Origin of the sequence: Paracoccus sp. SY, assembly GCF_002901215.1 — a bacterium.
GTDB lineage: Bacteria > Pseudomonadota > Alphaproteobacteria > Rhodobacterales > Rhodobacteraceae > Paracoccus > Paracoccus acridae.
Genome location: NZ_NWMQ01000005.1, coordinates 79,624 through 95,845, shown reverse-complemented (window position 1 = coordinate 95,845; position 16,222 = coordinate 79,624). Strand labels below are relative to the sequence as shown.

At 68.5% G+C, this 16,222-nt stretch carries 16 protein-coding genes; 6 read left to right on the top strand and 10 right to left on the bottom strand.

Features of this window, described 5'->3' with window-relative positions; all coding sequences use genetic code 11:
- Nucleotides 1-36: 36 nt before the first annotated feature.
- Both CK944_RS06415 and CK944_RS06410 read left to right on the top strand, forming a co-directional pair.
- Nucleotides 37-444 (top strand): metallopeptidase family protein, encoded by a 408-nt coding sequence (locus CK944_RS06415; RefSeq protein WP_103172221.1) that lies wholly within the window; start codon nucleotides 37-39, stop codon nucleotides 442-444.
- Entirely contained in the window at nucleotides 441-1,394 is a 954-nt protein-coding gene (locus CK944_RS06410; protein WP_103172220.1) for a 1-phosphofructokinase family hexose kinase, read from the top strand. Before CK944_RS06415 ends, CK944_RS06410 begins: the two co-directional genes overlap by 4 nt.
- Nucleotides 1,395-1,501: 107 nt before the next feature.
- Here the strand turns inward: CK944_RS06410 and CK944_RS06405 are convergent, their stop codons facing one another.
- Nucleotides 1,502-1,828, bottom strand: a complete 327-nt coding sequence (locus CK944_RS06405; RefSeq protein ID WP_042251710.1) for a DUF6280 family protein — start codon at nucleotides 1,826-1,828, stop codon at nucleotides 1,502-1,504.
- A gap of 350 nt (nucleotides 1,829-2,178) precedes the next feature.
- Between CK944_RS06405 and efp the strand changes: the two genes are divergently transcribed.
- Together efp and CK944_RS06395 are read left to right on the top strand one after the other, a co-directional pair.
- Nucleotides 2,179-2,742, top strand: coding sequence for an elongation factor P (gene efp / locus CK944_RS06400; RefSeq protein WP_103172219.1), 564 nt, complete (start codon nucleotides 2,179-2,181; stop codon nucleotides 2,740-2,742).
- Between the two features lie 59 nt (nucleotides 2,743-2,801).
- The gene (locus CK944_RS06395; protein WP_103172218.1) at nucleotides 2,802-3,359 is read left to right on the top strand and encodes a hypothetical protein; all 558 of its coding nucleotides are present in this window, start codon (nucleotides 2,802-2,804) and stop codon (nucleotides 3,357-3,359) included.
- Here CK944_RS06395 and CK944_RS06390 read toward each other — a convergent pair.
- Nucleotides 3,356-4,075 carry a folate-binding protein YgfZ gene (locus CK944_RS06390; RefSeq protein ID WP_103172217.1) on the bottom strand — a complete coding sequence of 240 codons (720 nt, stop codon included), beginning with the start codon at nucleotides 4,073-4,075 and terminating at the stop codon, nucleotides 3,356-3,358. The two genes, CK944_RS06395 and CK944_RS06390, sit on opposite strands and share 4 nt — an antisense overlap.
- Complete coding sequence (locus CK944_RS06385; RefSeq protein WP_103172311.1) at nucleotides 4,072-5,739, bottom strand: ABC transporter ATP-binding protein; 1,668 nt, start codon at nucleotides 5,737-5,739, stop codon at nucleotides 4,072-4,074. Before CK944_RS06385 ends, CK944_RS06390 begins: the two co-directional genes overlap by 4 nt.
- A 213-nt stretch (nucleotides 5,740-5,952) precedes the next feature.
- Here CK944_RS06385 and CK944_RS06380 point away from each other — a divergent pair, with 213 nt between their 5' ends.
- A complete protein-coding gene (locus CK944_RS06380; protein WP_103172216.1) occupies nucleotides 5,953-7,125 on the top strand; it encodes an alanine--glyoxylate aminotransferase family protein in 1,173 nt (390 codons plus the stop codon).
- Nucleotides 7,126-7,226: 101 nt separating this feature from the next.
- On the opposite strand, the gene CK944_RS06375 is transcribed toward CK944_RS06380, so the two are convergent.
- From CK944_RS06375 to CK944_RS06365, 3 genes are all read right to left on the bottom strand, one after another.
- Nucleotides 7,227-7,589, bottom strand: coding sequence for a DUF305 domain-containing protein (locus CK944_RS06375; protein ID WP_103172215.1), 363 nt, complete (start codon nucleotides 7,587-7,589; stop codon nucleotides 7,227-7,229).
- Nucleotides 7,590-7,678: 89 nt separating this feature from the next.
- Nucleotides 7,679-8,245 (bottom strand): 16S rRNA (guanine(966)-N(2))-methyltransferase RsmD, encoded by a 567-nt coding sequence (rsmD, locus tag CK944_RS06370; RefSeq protein WP_103172214.1) that lies wholly within the window; start codon nucleotides 8,243-8,245, stop codon nucleotides 7,679-7,681.
- 70 nt (nucleotides 8,246-8,315) lie between these two features.
- Nucleotides 8,316-9,518, bottom strand: coding sequence for an NAD(P)/FAD-dependent oxidoreductase (locus CK944_RS06365; protein WP_103172310.1), 1,203 nt, complete (start codon nucleotides 9,516-9,518; stop codon nucleotides 8,316-8,318).
- An 89-nt stretch (nucleotides 9,519-9,607) separates the two neighbouring features.
- Between CK944_RS06365 and CK944_RS06360 the strand changes: the two genes are divergently transcribed.
- The gene (locus CK944_RS06360; RefSeq protein ID WP_103172213.1) at nucleotides 9,608-10,093 is read left to right on the top strand and encodes a peroxiredoxin; all 486 of its coding nucleotides are present in this window, start codon (nucleotides 9,608-9,610) and stop codon (nucleotides 10,091-10,093) included.
- A 28-nt stretch (nucleotides 10,094-10,121) separates the two neighbouring features.
- On the opposite strand, the gene CK944_RS06355 is transcribed toward CK944_RS06360, so the two are convergent.
- The 4 genes from CK944_RS06355 to CK944_RS06340 form a co-directional block, all read right to left on the bottom strand.
- Nucleotides 10,122-11,249 (bottom strand): GNAT family N-acetyltransferase, encoded by a 1,128-nt coding sequence (locus CK944_RS06355; RefSeq protein WP_103172212.1) that lies wholly within the window; start codon nucleotides 11,247-11,249, stop codon nucleotides 10,122-10,124.
- A gap of 142 nt (nucleotides 11,250-11,391) precedes the next feature.
- The gene (locus CK944_RS06350; protein WP_103172211.1) at nucleotides 11,392-12,144 is read right to left on the bottom strand and encodes a glycerophosphodiester phosphodiesterase family protein; all 753 of its coding nucleotides are present in this window, start codon (nucleotides 12,142-12,144) and stop codon (nucleotides 11,392-11,394) included.
- Nucleotides 12,144-12,599 (bottom strand): RidA family protein, encoded by a 456-nt coding sequence (locus CK944_RS06345; protein ID WP_103172210.1) that lies wholly within the window; start codon nucleotides 12,597-12,599, stop codon nucleotides 12,144-12,146. The genes CK944_RS06350 and CK944_RS06345 overlap by 1 nt, the downstream gene beginning before the upstream one ends.
- 48 nt (nucleotides 12,600-12,647) lie before the next feature.
- Nucleotides 12,648-16,100, bottom strand: a complete 3,453-nt coding sequence (locus CK944_RS06340) for a chromosome segregation SMC family protein (RefSeq protein WP_103172209.1) — start codon at nucleotides 16,098-16,100, stop codon at nucleotides 12,648-12,650.
- Nucleotides 16,101-16,222: the final 122 nt, after the last annotated feature.

Sequence of the window (16,222 nt, the reverse complement as noted above, 5' to 3'; positions counted from 1 at the left end):
CTTGTCCATATCAGGGCCACCATGCAGGAGAAGCGGATGACCGACTGGACCACCCTGACCGCACCCGATGCGGCTCGGATCGAGGCGATGGCGCGCGATGCACTGGCCGCCCTGCCCCCCGAATTCGCCACCCATGCCGAAGGGATCACGATCCATGTGGCCGAGTTCGCGCCCGAGGAGGTTCTGGACGAACTGCAGATCGACGATCCGTTCGAACTGACCGGCATCTATGACGGCATCCCCCTGACGGAAAAGTCGGTGTCCGACCAGCCTGCGCAGCCCGACATCATCTGGCTGTATCGCCGGCCGCTGCTGGACGAATGGGCATCGCGCGGCAATGTGACATTGGCCGAGCTGGTGGGCCATGTCGTCACGCACGAGATGGCCCATCACTTCGGCTGGTCCGACGACGACATCGCCAGCATCGACCGGTGGTGGGAATGACCCCGCAGGCGCCGATCCTGACGGTGACGCTGAACCCGGCGCTGGATCTCTCCACGGCGGCGGACGAGGTGCGCCCGGAACTGAAGCTGCGCTGCGACAAGCCGGTGGCCGATCCGGGCGGCGGCGGCATCAATGTCAGCCGTGCGATCGGGCATATGGGCGGGCAATCGACCGCGATGGTGGCGCTTGGCGGGGCCACGGGGACGCGCATCGCCGAGATGCTGAAGGCCGACGGGCTGTCCCTGGTGCGCCTGACCGCCCCGGGCGAGACGCGGCAGTCGCTGGCCGTGACTGACCGCGTGACCGGCAAGCAGTTCCGCTTTGTCCTGCCGGGGCCGGAATGGCACAAGGCCCATGTGGCCGACATGACCCAGGCCATCGCCGAAAACGCGCAGGCGGGGGGCTGGGTGGTCGTGTCGGGATCGAACCCGCCGGGCGTTCCGGCCGGGTTCGAACAGATGCTGACCGTCCGGCTGAAGAACAGCGGGGCAAGGCTGCTGGTCGATACCTCGGGCGAGGCATTGCGGGTGCTGGCGGGATCATCGACCCCCGTCGATGTGCTGCGCATGGACAGCCACGAGGCCGAGGAGCTGGCAGGCCGTCCCCTGCCCCTGCGCACCGACAGCGCGGATTTCGCGGCCGGGCTGGTCAGGGACGGCGCAGCGCGTTCAGTGATCGTGGCGCGCGGCGCCGACGGTTCGGTCATCGCCGGGGCGGATGGCGCCTGGCACGCCGCATCGGCCCCCGTCAAGGTCGTCAGCGCGGTCGGGGCGGGCGACAGCTTCGTGGCAGGCTTCGTCCTGGCCATGGCGCGCGACTGGCCGGTCCAGGAGGCCCTGGCCCTTGGCGCCGCCGCCGCATCCGCCGCCGTGATGACGCCCGCCACGGACCTGTGCCGGGCCGAGGATGTGGAGCGCTTTTATGGCGAACGGATCATCACGCGGCTTTGACGGCCCCGCATCGCTGGCAGTCTTCGCCTGGGTCACGGAAACATGCGGATCCCTGAAAACAGTAAAGCCGCCCGGGTGGGCGGCTTTTCCATCCGATGTGGGGCCGGTCAAGCGGCCTCGGCTTCCTCGGCCTCGGCGGCCATGCGGCGTTCGCTTTCCTCGCGCGACAGCGCGACGGAGGTGCGCACGCCCTTGGACACGAATTCCATCAAGCCCTTCACGACGCGCTCGTTGGGGTCGATGCCCGCGCAGGACAGAACCTCTCGGCCGTCGCGCGACCGCGCCCAGCGGGCAATCTGTTCGGGGCCGTTACCATATTTCTTGTCGTCGGCGATGGCATCATCCAGCGCAGCCAGAACCACCGCGGCAAAAAGCTTGCGGGCCCGCTGGCCCTGCTCAAAGTTGAAAGCCGATCCGTCAACAAAATCGCGCATACCATTCGTCCATCTTCTGGGCTGCAAGGGCAAAGCAGCCGTGTGGGCGGCATCATGCCAACCCATCGTTATTGTTTCCGTTTCTCTGACGGTGCTGCTGCTTAGCCCAGTTGCCCGCCGATTCGATATTCCTCTGGCCGCATACCTCCCATGCAGATACTGCATGTCGTGTAAAAAACAGGTGAAATCTGTAATTACGGCCCATGGTTAAACCGGGTTCGGCCCGGTTCGTGCCTTGACAACCCGGCAAAACCGATTTGGTTGCCTCGGACACAAGGTCCCGATATAGGGGCGGCACAGCGCCGTTCAACATGGACGGCGGGAATTTCCCGAATCGCAAAGAGTTTTCCATGCCCAAGATCAACGGCAACGAAATCCGCCCCGGCAACGTGCTGGAGCATGACGGGGGCCTGTGGGCCGCCGTGAAGGTCAGCCATGTCAAGCCCGGCAAGGGCGGCGCCTTCGCCCAGGTCGAACTGAAGAACCTGCGCGACGGCCGCAAGCTGAACGAACGCTTCCGCAGCGAAGACAAGGTCGAACAGGTCCGCCTGGAACAGAAGGACCAGCAGTTCCTGTATGAATCCGACGGCAAGCTGGTCTTCATGGACAGCGAGACCTTCGAGCAGACCGAACTGGACGCGGACCTGCTGGGCGACCGCCGTCCCTTCCTGCAGGACGGCATGACCGCCACCATCGAATACTATGGCGAGGAAGCCTTGTCGGTGTCGATCCCGCAGAAGGTGACCTGCACCGTGTCGGAAACCGAGCCGGTCGTGAAGGGCCAGACTGCGGCCAACAGCTACAAGCCCGCCATCCTGGACAACGGCGTGCGCATCATGATCCCGCCCTTCGTGGGCGAGGGCGAGAAGATCATCGTCAACACCGAGGCCTTCGAATACAGCGAACGGGCCTGATTTCCGCCCGATGCGCCCCGGCCCGAACCGGGGCGTTTTCCATCAAGGACCGGCCCGCCATGACGCCCATTCACGCCACCCTTGGCGATCTGGCCCGCGCGTTGCCCCATGTGCTGGCTGCGCCCAAGGACGATGCCCGGGCCGACTGCCTGTGCTTTCGCCCCGGCTTCAACCAGCGGACCTTTCCCGACCGACTGACCCTTACGCGGGCCGAGGGCATCCCGGGCGAACGCTGGATGACCGCGCCCTGGCTGAAGCTGCCCGACGGATCGCCCGACCCGCGGATCCAGGTCTCGATCCTGCCGCGCCGGGTGATGGATGCCGTCTGGCTGGACCGCGAGAATACCCTTCATCCCGGCGACACGATCATCTGCGACCTGGACACCAGCGAAGCGAACCTGCCCGCAGGCACGCTGCTGCAGGTCGGCACGGCCGTGCTGCGGGTGTCGGATGTCTTCAACGACGGCTGCGTCAAGTGGAAGGTCCGCTATGGCCAGGCTGCGAAGGACTGGATCACCGCCCCCGGCCATCCCGAACTGCGCCTGCGCGGCATCCTTTGTTCCATCGAGCAGGACGGAAAGGTCGCCCTGGGCGACCCGATCCGCAAGCTGGCCTAGATCGCCGCCAGACGCGCCGCGCCCGCCTGCATGTCCGGCCCAAGGCGGTCGAAACGGACATGCGCCAGGGCATGGCCGCCCGACTGGGTGAACAGGGTCCCGACCTCTTTCCCGTCCGCCGTGATCGGCGTGCCGACGGGGGCCTCGCCCTCGATCCGCAGGCGCGCCAGGCCCTTGCGCAACTCGGTCTTGTGCTTCATGCGGGCCGTCACCTCTTGGCCCACATAGCAGCCCTTGCGGAAATCGACGCCGTGCAGGCGTTCGAACCCGGCCTCGAGGATGAAGGTCTCGTTCGGGATCAGTTCGACCAAGGTTTCCGGGATGATGTGTTCGACCCGGATGGCGTCGAAATCGGTCCCGTCATCACCCGCCCCGCCATAAAGCCGCCAGCCAAGCGCGGAATGGCGCGGGTCGGCGATCGCCCTGTCCGGCGCGGGCCCGGTGCCGCGGCCGACCGTCATGTCCGTAACCTCGATCGCGACCTTGGACCGCAGCTTGTACATCCCCAGCCGCCGGACCAGATCATCGGCCAGCCGCGCGTCCACGTCGATCAACAGCGCGTCGCGATCGGGAACGATCAGGAAATCGGCCAGATACTTGCCCTGCGGCGTCAGCAGCGCGGCCCAGCAGGGGGCGCGACGCACGTCGTTGCTGACCAGGCCTTGCAGGAAATCCACGCGGTCCTCGCCGGTAATGCGGATGATCTGGCGGGTCATGGGTTCTCTCCGAATTGCAGGGCGACAAGGCGCGCATAGGCGCCCCCTTGGGCCATCAACTGTGCATGGCTGCCTTGTTCGACAACCCTGCCCTGTTCGATCACCACGATCTTGTCGGCGTTGCGGATGGTGGAAAGGCGGTGCGCGATGACCAGCGTCGTGCGCCCCTGCGACAGCGTCTCCAGCGCGGCCTGGACCAGCCTTTCGCTGGCGGTGTCCAGGGCGCTTGTCGCCTCGTCCAGCAGCAGGACGGGCGAATCCCGCAGGATGGCGCGGGCGATGCCGATGCGCTGGCGCTGTCCACCCGACAGCGCCGTTCCGCGCGGCCCTGCCGGGCTGTCGAGGCCCTTGGGCAGGGCGGAAACGAAGTCGCTGACATGGGCCGCCTGCATCGCGCGCAGCAGCGCCGCGTCATCCGCTTCGGGCCGGCCCATCAGGATGTTGTCGCGCAGGGATTCGTCGAACAGCGCCGATTCCTGGGACACCGTCGAAAACTGATCGCGCAGCACGGCCAGGTCGAAATCCCGGATCGGGACGCCGCCCAGGGTCACGCTGCCGCGGTCGGGATCGACCATCCGGGTCAGCAGGTTGAAGACCGTGGACTTGCCCGCACCCGATGGCCCCACAAGCGCGGTGGTCTGGCCCGCCTCGGCCACGAAGCCCAGGCCCTGCAGGACGGGCTTGTCGTCATAGGTCAGCCAGACGTCGTCCAGCCGGATCGTGGTGTCGGACGGCGGCTGAACCCGCCCGCCCGACAGGATGCGCGGCTTGGTGTCGATGACCTGATAAACCCGTTCAAGGCTGGCGGCGGCGGTCTGCCACGCGCCCGCCAGCCCGCCAAGGCGACGCATCGGCTGAAAGGCCAGCGCCAGGGCGGTGAAGAAGGACATGAAGTCGCCGATGCTGCGCGTCCCCTCCATCACCTCGCGCCCGCCAAGCGCCAGAACGGCCACGAAGCCGAGCCCGGTCACGATATCGGTCAGCGCGGGGACAAGGCTGCCCATCGCGGCGACCTTGACTTGGGACGTCTGGATGCGGTCGGTGATCCGGGCAAAGCGTTCGGTCTGGTGCGCCTCGGCCCGGTTCAGCTTGATCGACACGATGCCGTGCATCACCTCGTCCAGGCGGGTGGCGCGGGCGCTGGCGTCGGTGCGGTTCTGGCGCACCTTGCGGCGGATGTAGCGTTGCACCAACGCGGCGGGCGCGATCAGGATCGGCGCGCCGATCAGCGCCGCCAGCGTCCATTGCGGGTCGATGGTGACCGCCACCGCGAACAGCATGACCAGCGATATCGCGTCCCGCGTGGCACTGGTGATCAGCGTGGCCCAGACGCCCTGCACGGCGATGGTGTCGCCCTGGATCCGCTCGATCATGGCGCCGGGGGAATTCTGCTGGAAGAACCGCCCGTCCAGCGTCATCACATGCGCCAGCAGATCGCGCTGCATGGTGGTCGAGATGCCCAGCGAAATCCGCGACAACAGCGACCGGCTTGCCACCAGGGCAACTGCGCGTAGCAGGAAGATCCCCATGATCGCGCCGCCCACCCACCAGATCGCGCCCGTTTCCTTGCCCACGAAGACGCGGTCGAACAGCGGCTTCAGCATCCAGGAAATCAGGGCCAGCGTGGACCCTTCGGCCGTCATCAGCAGGAAGGCGCCCGCCATGCTGCGGCGATGGACGCGCAGATAGTCGGTCCAGAACCGGCGCAGCAGGGTCAGGGCGGCGGGATGGTGGCTGTCTGTCACGGGTGGCGAGGCCTTTCGCTTGTCCGCCCAGCCTTAGCCCGACGCGGGCCGCAACGGCAAGGCAGCGGACCGTTGACCTTGGCCCGCGCGGGCACTAGCGATCTTGCAGGATGTGAAGGACATGTAACCGCCATGAGTCTTGCCGCTGGTCGCCCCGTGATCGCCATTCCCGGTCCCTCGCCCGTGCCGGATCGCGTGCTGCGCGCGGGTCACCGCGCCTCGCCCGACATCTATGGCGAGGAACTGGCCGAACTGAACCTGTCGGTCATGGCGCAACTGAAGCGCCTGGCGGGCACCCAGGCGCATCTGGCCCCCTATATCGGCAACGGCCATGCCGCCTGGGAGGCTGCGGGCGCCAACCTGTTCAATCCGGGCGACCAGGCCCTGGCGCTGACCTCGGGCCATTTCGGCCGGTCCTGGGCGCAGCAGATGGAGCAGATGGGCGTCGCCGTCGAGCGGCTGGATTTCGGCAGCCTGCCCCCCGACCCCGACATGCTGGCGGCCCGGCTGGCCCAGGACGCGGCGGGCGCGATCAAGGCGGTGATGGTCTGCCAGATCGATACCGCGACCGGGATCATGGCCGACATCCCGGCCCTGCGCGACGCCATGGGCGATCACCCGGCCCTGCTGGTGGTGGACTCCATCGCGTCGCTGGGCTGCGCGCCGATGATGATGGACGACTGGGGCGTCGATGTGCTGATCGCGGCCAGCCAGAAGGGCATGATGTGCCCGCCCGGCACCTGCTTTGTCTGGTATTCCGACAAGGCGGCGGCGCGGGGCCGGACGCGGCTGACGACGCCCTACTGGGATTGGCACGCCCGCGCGAATGCCGAGGCGCTGTGGCGGTTCTGGGGCGGCACGCCCCCCGTCCAGCAGATCTTCGGCCTGGACGAGGCGTTGCGGATGATCCTGGACGAGGAAGGGCTGTTCGCCGTCTGGGCACGCCACGCGGCCCTGGCCCGCGCCGTCTGGGCCGCCGCCGACGAATGGGGCCAGGGTGGCACGGGCATCCGCCTGTCGGTGGACGATCCGGCCGCGCGCGCATCATCCGTCACGGCGATGGTCGTGCCAGGGGCGGACGCATTGCGGGCCTGGACGATGGCGCATTGCGGCGTGACGCTGGGCGTGGGCCTAGGGGCCGAGCAGCCGGAAAACGCGCTGCGGGTGGCGCATATGGGGCACGCCAATGCCGGGATGATCCTGGCGGCGCTTGGCGCCATGCAGGCGGGGATGACGGCGCTTGGCATCCCGCACGGGCCGGGCGGACTGGACGCCGCGGCGCGGGTGCTGGCGGAACCGGCGTAAGCTCATCAAAGGAAAAAACGAAGCCAGTCCGTAGGGGACCGTAGCCTGCAATGAATTGCGGTGGAGAAGGCAGAAACCTTCACCACCGCTGATGACGGTCCTTATTCTTCGTGCCCGTGCTGCTTCAGCCAGTCGCGCATCACTTGGATCTCGGCCTCTTGCGCCGCGATGACCTCCTCGGCCAGCTTGCGGATTTCGGGGTCGTCGCCATGTTCCAGCGCGACACGGGCCATGTCGATGGCCGCCTGGTGATGCGGGATCATGCCGCGCACGAAATCGACATCCGCATCGCCCGTGGATTCCATCGGCATGTCGGCGTGCATCTTTTCCATGACCGACTGATAGGCTTGGGCGGCATCGCCCCCTGCGCCATGGCCGGCATGGTCGTCCTGCGCATAGGCGCCAAAGGCCAGGGCGAACAGGATCGGGGAAAGGCCGAAGCCCCGGCGGATGGATGCGCTCATCGAAACCTCCTTTTGCAGTTGTCCCGCAGGCTGGCGCAAACGGGGCGCCCGGGGAAGCGGGCAGGCATCACTTCCGCGACAGTGCGACCCTATGCCTCGGGCGCACGGGCCAGGGTGACCAGCGTGTCGCCATAGCGCCGTTGGTCTATGACGGCCAGGGGAACGGGAACCAGCGGCGGGCGGCTTTCCTCCCATACCACGACGGCACCGGGGGCGATCCAGCCGCCTGCCAGGGCCGAGGCGACGGCCCGTTCCCCCAGGCCCTTCGCATAGGGGGGGTCCAGAAAGACCAGATCGAAGGGCAAATCGCGATTGGCGCCCAGACGCGCCGCGTCCTGCCGCAGCAACGTGGTGGCATCGCCCAGCCGTGCCTTGGCGATATTGCTGCGGATCAGGGCCTGCGCCTTGGCGCCGTCATCGACAAGGACGGCATGGGCCGCGCCCCGCGACAGCGCCTCGATCCCCAGGGCGCCGGTGCCGGCGAACAGGTCCAGCACCCGTGCGCCGGGGATCGGGTTTCCATGCGTGCCGTTGACCAGCAGGTTGAAGATCGCTTCCCGGACCCGGTCGGAGGTGGGGCGAAGATGGGCTGCGGCATCGCCCGTCCCGACATCCGCCAGCTTCAGCCCGCGCAGGGTGCCGCCGACGATCCTCATGCCTGCGTCCCGCGGCGGCGGGGGGCTTTGCCCCCCGTGCCCCCCAGGGTATTTGGACAACGAAGAAGCATCATGCGAGCAGCGCCTTGAGGTCGATTGTTGTTGCGATGGCGTCGGGATCGGGGCTGCGACCCGCCTCGATCAGGCGCTTGCCGATCATGTAGGCGCGGGCGTCGTTCAACGCATCGACGGCGATCAGGCGATTGTCGCGGTAATACCAGACGGACCCGCCATGCTGGCCATCGCCTGGGCGCTTGACGATCCGGTCATGGCCGGTGCCAAGCCCCGCGATCTGCAGCTTGGCATCGAACTGGTCCGACCAGAACCACGGCTTCGGATGATAGGGCCTGTCCGCCCCCAGGATGTTGTCGGCCACAGCCTCGGCCATGTCGATGGCATTGCCGACGCTTTCCAGCCGCAGGCGGTTGCCCTGCCAGGGGAAGCTGGCGCAGTCGCCTGCCGCCCAGATGGCGGGGTCCGAGGTCCGGCCCATCACGTCGGTGGCGATCCCGTTGTCCAGTGCCAGCCCGGCGGTCTGGGCCAAGGCCGTTTCCGGCAGCACGCCGATGCCGGTGACGATCAGGTCTGCCGGCAGTTCCCGCCCGTCGTTCAGCGCGACGCCGCTGGCGTGGTCGGTGCCGGTGATGCGAGAGATGCCTGTGCCTTCCAGAACCTCTACCCCATGGGAAAGATGCAATGCGCGGATCATGTCGGCGGTCTCAGCCGCCGCGACCCGGCCCAGGATGCGCGGCGCAGCCTCGATCACCGTGACGGACAGATCCAGTTTGCGCGCGACGGCCGCGGCCTCCAGCCCGATATAGCCGCCGCCGATCACGATCAGGCGGCGCCCCCCCTGCATCTGCGGGGCCATGGCGTCCACGTCGGCCAGGTTGCGGATGACATGGACGCCGGGCAGTTCGCCCCCCATCGCGGCAGGCAGGCGACGCGCCGACGCGCCCAGCGTCAGGGCAAGCGCATCGTAACCCACCTCTCCCTTGTCCGTTGCGACCACCCGCCGGACTGGGTCGATGGCGGTTGCGGAATCGCCCAGCCGAAGGGTGATGTCCTGGTCCACCCACCATTCGGGCGACCGCAGCGCCAGGCGATCCAGCCCCATCTGGCCCAGCAGATAGGCCTTGGACAGCGGCGGGCGTTGATAGGGGGCCACGGGTTCGGACCCGATCAGGGTGATTTCCCCGTCATGGCCCTTGGCGCGCAGCCGGGCGGACATCGACGCCGCTGCTTGCCCTGCACCCACGATCACGATCTTCATGGCCATTCCTGCCCGTTGCGGCCCGCTGGCCTGTCATCGGCCCGCACCCTATAGTCGCGGCGAATCCGTTGCAATTCAGGAGAAACCGCATGACCATCACCGTCGGAGACAAGCTGCCCCAAGGCACGCTGCTGCGCGTCGGCGCCAATGGCCCCGAGGCCGTCGATACCGCCGATCTGGCCCAGGGCCGCGTCGCGCTGTTCGGCGTGCCGGGCGCCTTCACCGGCACCTGCACCAACGCCCACATGCCCAGCTTCGTGCGCAATGCCGACGCCTTCCGCGACAAGGGCGTCAGCCGCATCGTCTGCGTGACCGTCAACGACCCCTTCGTGGCGGATGCCTGGGCCAAGTCCACCGGCGCGCAGGACGCGGGGATCGAGGTTCTGGCCGATGCCGACGGCAGCCTGACCCGCGCGCTTGGCCTGAACTTCGACGCGCCGCCTGCGGGCCTTTACGGGCGCACCAAACGCTATGCCGCGCTTCTGAAGGACGGCACCTTCGAGGCTCTGGACGTCGAGGACAGCCCCGGCCAGTGCGGCGTCAGCGCGGGCGAAGCGCTTCTGGAAAAGGTCTGATCCAAAGGGGACCGGTGGAAGCCGGTCCCTAGCCCTTGCGGAAGGGGGTGAAGTCCGCAAGCGCCTCGATCTCCTCGCCCATCGCCTCGCGTTCGCGACCCAGGTAATCGGCCAGGGCGTGCTGAAAACTTTCGTCCGCCACCCAGTGCAGGGAATGCGTGGCGACGGGCTCATACCCCCGCGCCAGCTTGTGTTCGCCTTGGGCGCCCGCCTCGACGCGAGACAGGCCCTGCGCGATGGCGTGGTCGATGGCCTGGTGATAGCACAGTTCGAAATGCAGGAAGGGGTGGTCCTCGACGCAGCCCCAATAGCGGCCATAGATCGCATCTGGCCCCAGAAAGTTCAGCGCCCCGGCGATGGGCTGGCCGTCGCGCTCGGCAAGAACCAGCAGGATGTCGTCGCGCATGGTCTGCTGCAGGCAGTCGAAGAAGGCCCTGGTCAGGTAAGGCCGCCCCCACTTGCGGCTGCCGGTGTCCTGGTAGAAGGCCCAGAAAGCGTCCCAGTGATGCGGCTTCAGGTCGTCGCCGGTCAGGTGGCGGATCGTGCCGCCAAAGCCCTGCGCGCGCGCGCGTTCCTTGCGCAGGTCCTTGCGCTTGCGCGATGACAGCGCCCCCAGGAAATCGTCGAAGCTGCCATAGCCCCGGTTCAGCCAGTGGAACTGCTGGGTGACGCGGGGCAGGAAACCGATCCCGGCCCCAGCCTGCGCCTCGGCTTCCGTGCAGAAGGTGACGTGGACGCCGGACGCCCCGCCCCGTTCGGCCACCTGCGTCATCCCGGCCAGCAGCGACTGACGCATGGCCGGATCACGGGTCAGCAGGCGCGCACCCGTGACCGGGGTGAAAGGCACCGCTGCCTGCAATTTCGGATAATAGCGCCCGCCCGCGCGCTGATATGCCTCGGCCCAGGCATGATCGAAGATGTATTCGCCCTGGCTGTGGGATTTCGCATAGATCGGCGCGGCGCCGACCACCTGGCCCTCCGCTTCCAGCGTGACATGCAAGGGCTGCCAGCCGGTCCCCCGGCCGACCGACCCGGACTCCTCCAGGGCCAGCAGGAAGCGGTGGCTGGTGAAGGGATTGCCGTCGCCAAGCCCGTCCCAGGTCTGGGCGGGGATGGAAGCGATGCCGGGATGGGTGGAAAGGGTCAGCGTGCTCATTCCAGCCAAGCTAGGTGGTCAGGGCCGGTTTGTCAGCGGCCCCGCCCCGATAATCACGCAGGCTTTTCTCCTTTGTCCAAATACCCCGCAGGGGGAGTGAGCCGAAGGCGAATGGGGGACGCGAAGTCCCCCCTGCCCGGTCTCAGCCTGCGGCACGATATCCTTCAAAGGTGATGTTGTCGGCCACCCGGCGGGCAACGGCTTCCTCCTCGGGGCTGCGGATGGTCCAGCACAGGATCGGGACGCCCGTCGCCTTCAGCGCGTCCAGCCGCGCATTGCCCAGGTCGCGCTTGTCGTGGGACACGAAGCACGATCCGGTCTGGTCGAAATCGTTGATCCCGGCCAGGTGGCTGCGACGATCCTCGGGGATGCCGGGCCAGTCGGCTTCATCGTATCCGCAGGTGGTCAGGCCCACGGGGATCTCCGGGGCCAGGGCGTGGAAACCCGCGACCACATGAGGGTTGAAGGACATCACCGCGACCGGTCCGCCATAGCCTTGCAGGTCGTCCGCCACCGCCCGGTGCAACTGGCCGATATCGGGGCCAAGCGACATGTCCTGATCCTTGATCTCGATCAGCAGGGGCACGCGGCCTGCAACCAGATCCAGGAACTGCCGCAGGGTCGGGACCGGCTGGTCGCTGCCCAGCAGGCGACGGGCCGCCAAGGCATCCGCATCGAATTCGGCGATCAGGCCCTGGGTGCCGGTCAGGCGCGCAAGGTCGTAATCGTGAAACACCATAGCCGTGCCGTCCCTGGCAGGCTGGATGTCCAGTTCGATCGCATAGCCTGCGTCAATGGCCGCCTGCGCCGCCGCCAGGCTGTTTTCCGGGACACCCGGCCCATGCAGGCCACGATGCGCGATGGGCGTGGTCAGGAAGGCGGGATGCAGGCCCATCACGCGACCTCGAAGATGGCTTCGATTTCGACCGCGACGCCTAGCGGCAGCGCGGCGGCGGACACGGCGGCGCGGGCATGGCGGCCCGCATCGCCGAAGAGCTCGACCATCAGGTCCGAACAGCCGTTGATGACCTTTGGCTGGTCCGTGAAATCGGGGGTGGAGTTCACGAAACCCGTCAGCTTCACCACGCGGCGAACGCGGTCCAGATCGCCCACAGCGGCCTTGAGCTGCGCGATCAGCGACAGCCCGCAGCGACGCGCGGCGGCGGCGCCGTCCTCGACCGACATGCCGTCGCCCAACCGGCCCTTGATCAGGCCGCCTTCATCCTGGCTGATCTGGCCCGACACGAAGACCAGGTTGCCGGTCTGGACAAAGGGCACATAATTCGCCGCAGGCGCAGGGGCCGCCGGAAGGGTGATGCCTTTTTCCGCCAGGGTCGCTTCGATGCTCATGATGTCTTCCTCGGACTGGATTCGCGCGGCACCGTAGCAAGGCGGGCGTCAGGCGACCAGAGCCTCGGCGCGCTTCAGATCCACGCTGACAAGCTGGCTGACACCCTGCTCGACCATGGTGACGCCGAACAGCCGGTCCATGCGCGACATGGTGACGGCGTGGTGGGTGATGATCAGGAAACGCGTGTCGGTGCGGCGCGTCATTTCATCCAACAGGTCGCAGAAGCGGCTGACATTGGCGTCGTCCAGCGGTGCGTCCACCTCGTCCAGAACGCAGATGGGCGCGGGGTTGGCCAGGAAGACGGCAAAGATCAGCGCCATGGCGGTCAGCGTCTGTTCCCCCCCGGACAGCAGAGACAGGGTGGACAGCTTCTTGCCGGGCGGCTGGCACATGATTTCCAGCCCCGCATCCAGCGGATCGTCGGATTCGACCAGCACCAGCCGCGCCTCTCCGCCGCCGAAAAGGGTGGTGAACAGCGTCGCGAAATTGGCGTTCACCGCGTCAAAGGCCGCCAGCAGCCTTTCGCGTCCTTCCCGGTTCAGGCTGGTGATGCCCAGGCGCAGCTTGCGGATGGCTTCCTCAAGGTCCGACTTCTCGGCCGCGATGCGGTCGCGCTCGGCCTCAAGCTCGCGCTTGTCTTCTTCGGCACGCAGATTCACGGCGCCAAGCCCGTCGCGCTGTGTCCGCAGCCGCGCGATCCGGTCCTCCAGCGCGGCGGCGGGCGTTTCGACCGCCTCATCGCCAAGCGAGGCCAGCAGCATCTGCGGGGTGGTTTCCGCCTCCTCCAGGATGCGCAGCCGGGCGGCGGCCTCTGCGTCGCGCGCGGCTTCGGACCGGGCCTCGCGCAGGGCGCGGGTTTCGCGGGCCTCGGATGCGGCGCGCTCGGCCTCGCGTTCGGCATGGGCAGCGGCGCGGGCAGCGTCTTCGGCAACCGACAGCGCCTCGCGCGCGGCCGACAGGCGCGCCGTTGCCTGCGCCTCGCGGTCGCGCAGGCCGGCGCGGCGATCGGCCAGCAGGGCGGGCTGTTCCTCGGCCTGGGCCAGGTCCGACAGGGCGTCGTCGCGCCGGGCGATCAGTTCGGCGGCCCGCGTCCCCGCCTGATGCAGGCGCTGCGCCCAGCCGGCTTCCTCCTTGGCGATCTGGTTCAGGCGCTTGGCGCGGTCGCTGCCCTCGCGGCGCAACTCGTCCAGGGCGGCGCGGCGGGACATCGTGGCGATCCGCGCGGCCTCGACCCCGGTTCGGGCATGATCCAGCGCCATCGCCGCCTGGGACGGGTCGGGCAGTTCCGTCAGGACGGCCTGGGCCTTGATCAGGCGGACCCGTGCGTCGGCAACATCGGCCTGATGACGGGCCAGTTCCACGCGCGCCGCCTCGGCCCGGCTGCGGGCCAGCGACAGGTCGGATTCCGCACGCGTCAGGGCGCGCGCCGCATCCGACAGATGCCGTTCCGCATCGCGCCGCGCGTCGCGCGCCGATCTTTCGGCCCCGGCCGCATCGGACAAGGTGGCGCGCGCATCCTCGTGCGCCTCGATCGCGGCTTCCGCACGGACCGTGGCCGCTTCCGCCTGGGCGGTGATCTCGGCCAGCTTGTTGACCTGCTGCAGATGCAGGGCTGCGGCCGATGAAGCCTCGCCCGCAAGAACGCGCATCCCGTCCCAGCGAAACAGATCCCCCGCTTGTGTCACCAGCCGCTGTCCCGGCCGCAGGTCGGCCTGCATGGACGCCGCCGTCCCTGCATCCGCCACAAGCCCGACTTGGGACAGCCTGCGTGCCAGAACGGCAGGACCGGCGACATGCGGGGCCAGGGGGGCCGCGCCGCCGGGCAAGGGCTGCGGATCGTCCCATCCGGCCAGCAGATGCCAGCCGCCAGCCCCATTGGCCGCCAGCCCGGCACTGAGGTCGTCCCCCAGCGCCGCGCCAAAGGCCGCTTCATATCCTTGGGCGACCGTGACCTGGTCCAGGATCGCCTGACCGCCGGACCCGCCGCGTTCGACCAGCCGCCGCAACGCCGCCATTTCCGCGGCAAGCGCCCCGGATTCGCCTTCGGCCTCGGCGCGCGCGATGCGGGCCTGGGCCTCGGCGGCCTCGGCGGCCGTGCGCGCGGCTTCGGCCTGGGCCAAGGCGTCCTCTGCGCCCTCGACGCGGGCCAAGGCAAGGTCTTGCGCCTGCTGGGCCTCGGTCACCGCCTGCTGGGCTGTCGCGCCGGTTTCCGCCGCGCGGGTCACGGTCTCCCGCGCCTCGGCGCTGGCACGTTCGGACCGCTCCAGCATGGCGCGCAGATCGGCCACCAGGCGTTCGGCCGATTGATGCCGCGCGGCCAGGCGGGCCGCCTCGTCGGTCAGTTCGGCCAGTCGTGCCTCGACCTCCCGAAGGGCCTCGGCGGCCTCTTCCGCTGCCTGGGCCGCCGCATCCAGCCGGGCGTCATGTCCCTCTGCCGCCCTGTCCAGATCCGCCTTTTCCGTGGCCAGTCGCTCGACCACCTCGCCCGCGTCGCGGTTCAGCGCCTCCTCCCGGTCGATGTCGCGGGCAAGCTGGGCGATGCGGGCCTGCAGGTCGGCGATCGACGCAAGGGCGCGGGCATCGGCCTCGTCCAGGGCCTCTCGCTCGGCCCCCAGGCGCGACAGGATCGCGGCGGCGACCTGTTCCTCCTCGCGCAGGTCCGGCAGGGCAGCCTCGGCCGCCTCGCGCCGGGACGATGCTTCCCTTGACGCGGCCTCGGCGGTGCCCGCATCGCGGACGGCCGCGGCCAGCGCCTCGGCTGCGGCCAGGCGCGCCGCCTCGGCCTCGGACCAGCGGCGGTAAAGCAACGCGCCCTCGGCCAGGCGCAGTGCCGCGCCGATCTCTCGGTATCGCGCGGCGGTGCGCGCCTGCCGGGTCAGCGACACGACCTGGGTGGACAACTGGTCCAGCGTGTCATCGACGCGTGTCAGGTTCGCTTCCGCAGCGTTCAGCTTCAGTTCGGCCTCGTGGCGGCGCTGGTAAAGCCCGCTGATCCCCGCCGCTTCCTCAAGGATGCGGCGCCGCGACCGGGGCTTGGCGCTGATCAACTCGCTGATCTGCCCCTGCCGCACCAGCGCGGGCGAGTGCGCCCCGGTCGAGGCATCCGCGAACAGCATCTGCACGTCGCGTGCCCGCACATCCTTGCCGCCGATCTTGTAGGCCGACCCCGCGTCACGGGTGATGCGGCGCACGATGTCGAACTGGTCGTTGTCGTTGAAGCCCGCCGGGGCCAGCCGGTCGCGATTGTCCACCGTCAGCACGACCTCGGCATGGGCGCGGGCGGAACGGCGGGCGGTGCCGGCGAAGATCACGTCCTCCATCCCCTCGCCGCGCATGGCGGTGGGGCGGTTTTCGCCCATGACCCAGCGGAGCGCCTCCAGCAGGTTCGACTTGCCGCAGCCGTTCGGGCCGACCACGCCCGTCAGCCCCTCGCGGATGACCAGGTCGGTCGGGTCCACGAAGCTTTTGAATCCGTTCAGTCGAAGCCGGTCGAAGCGCAAGGGGGGTTTCCTTTTGTTCCCCTGCGGATTGTCGCATGACAGGGGTCCGAGTCAACAGCCCCGCCCCATATCTGGCGCAGGGCAAGGCAGTTTCCACAAGATCGGCATGGTCGGCAGGCAGT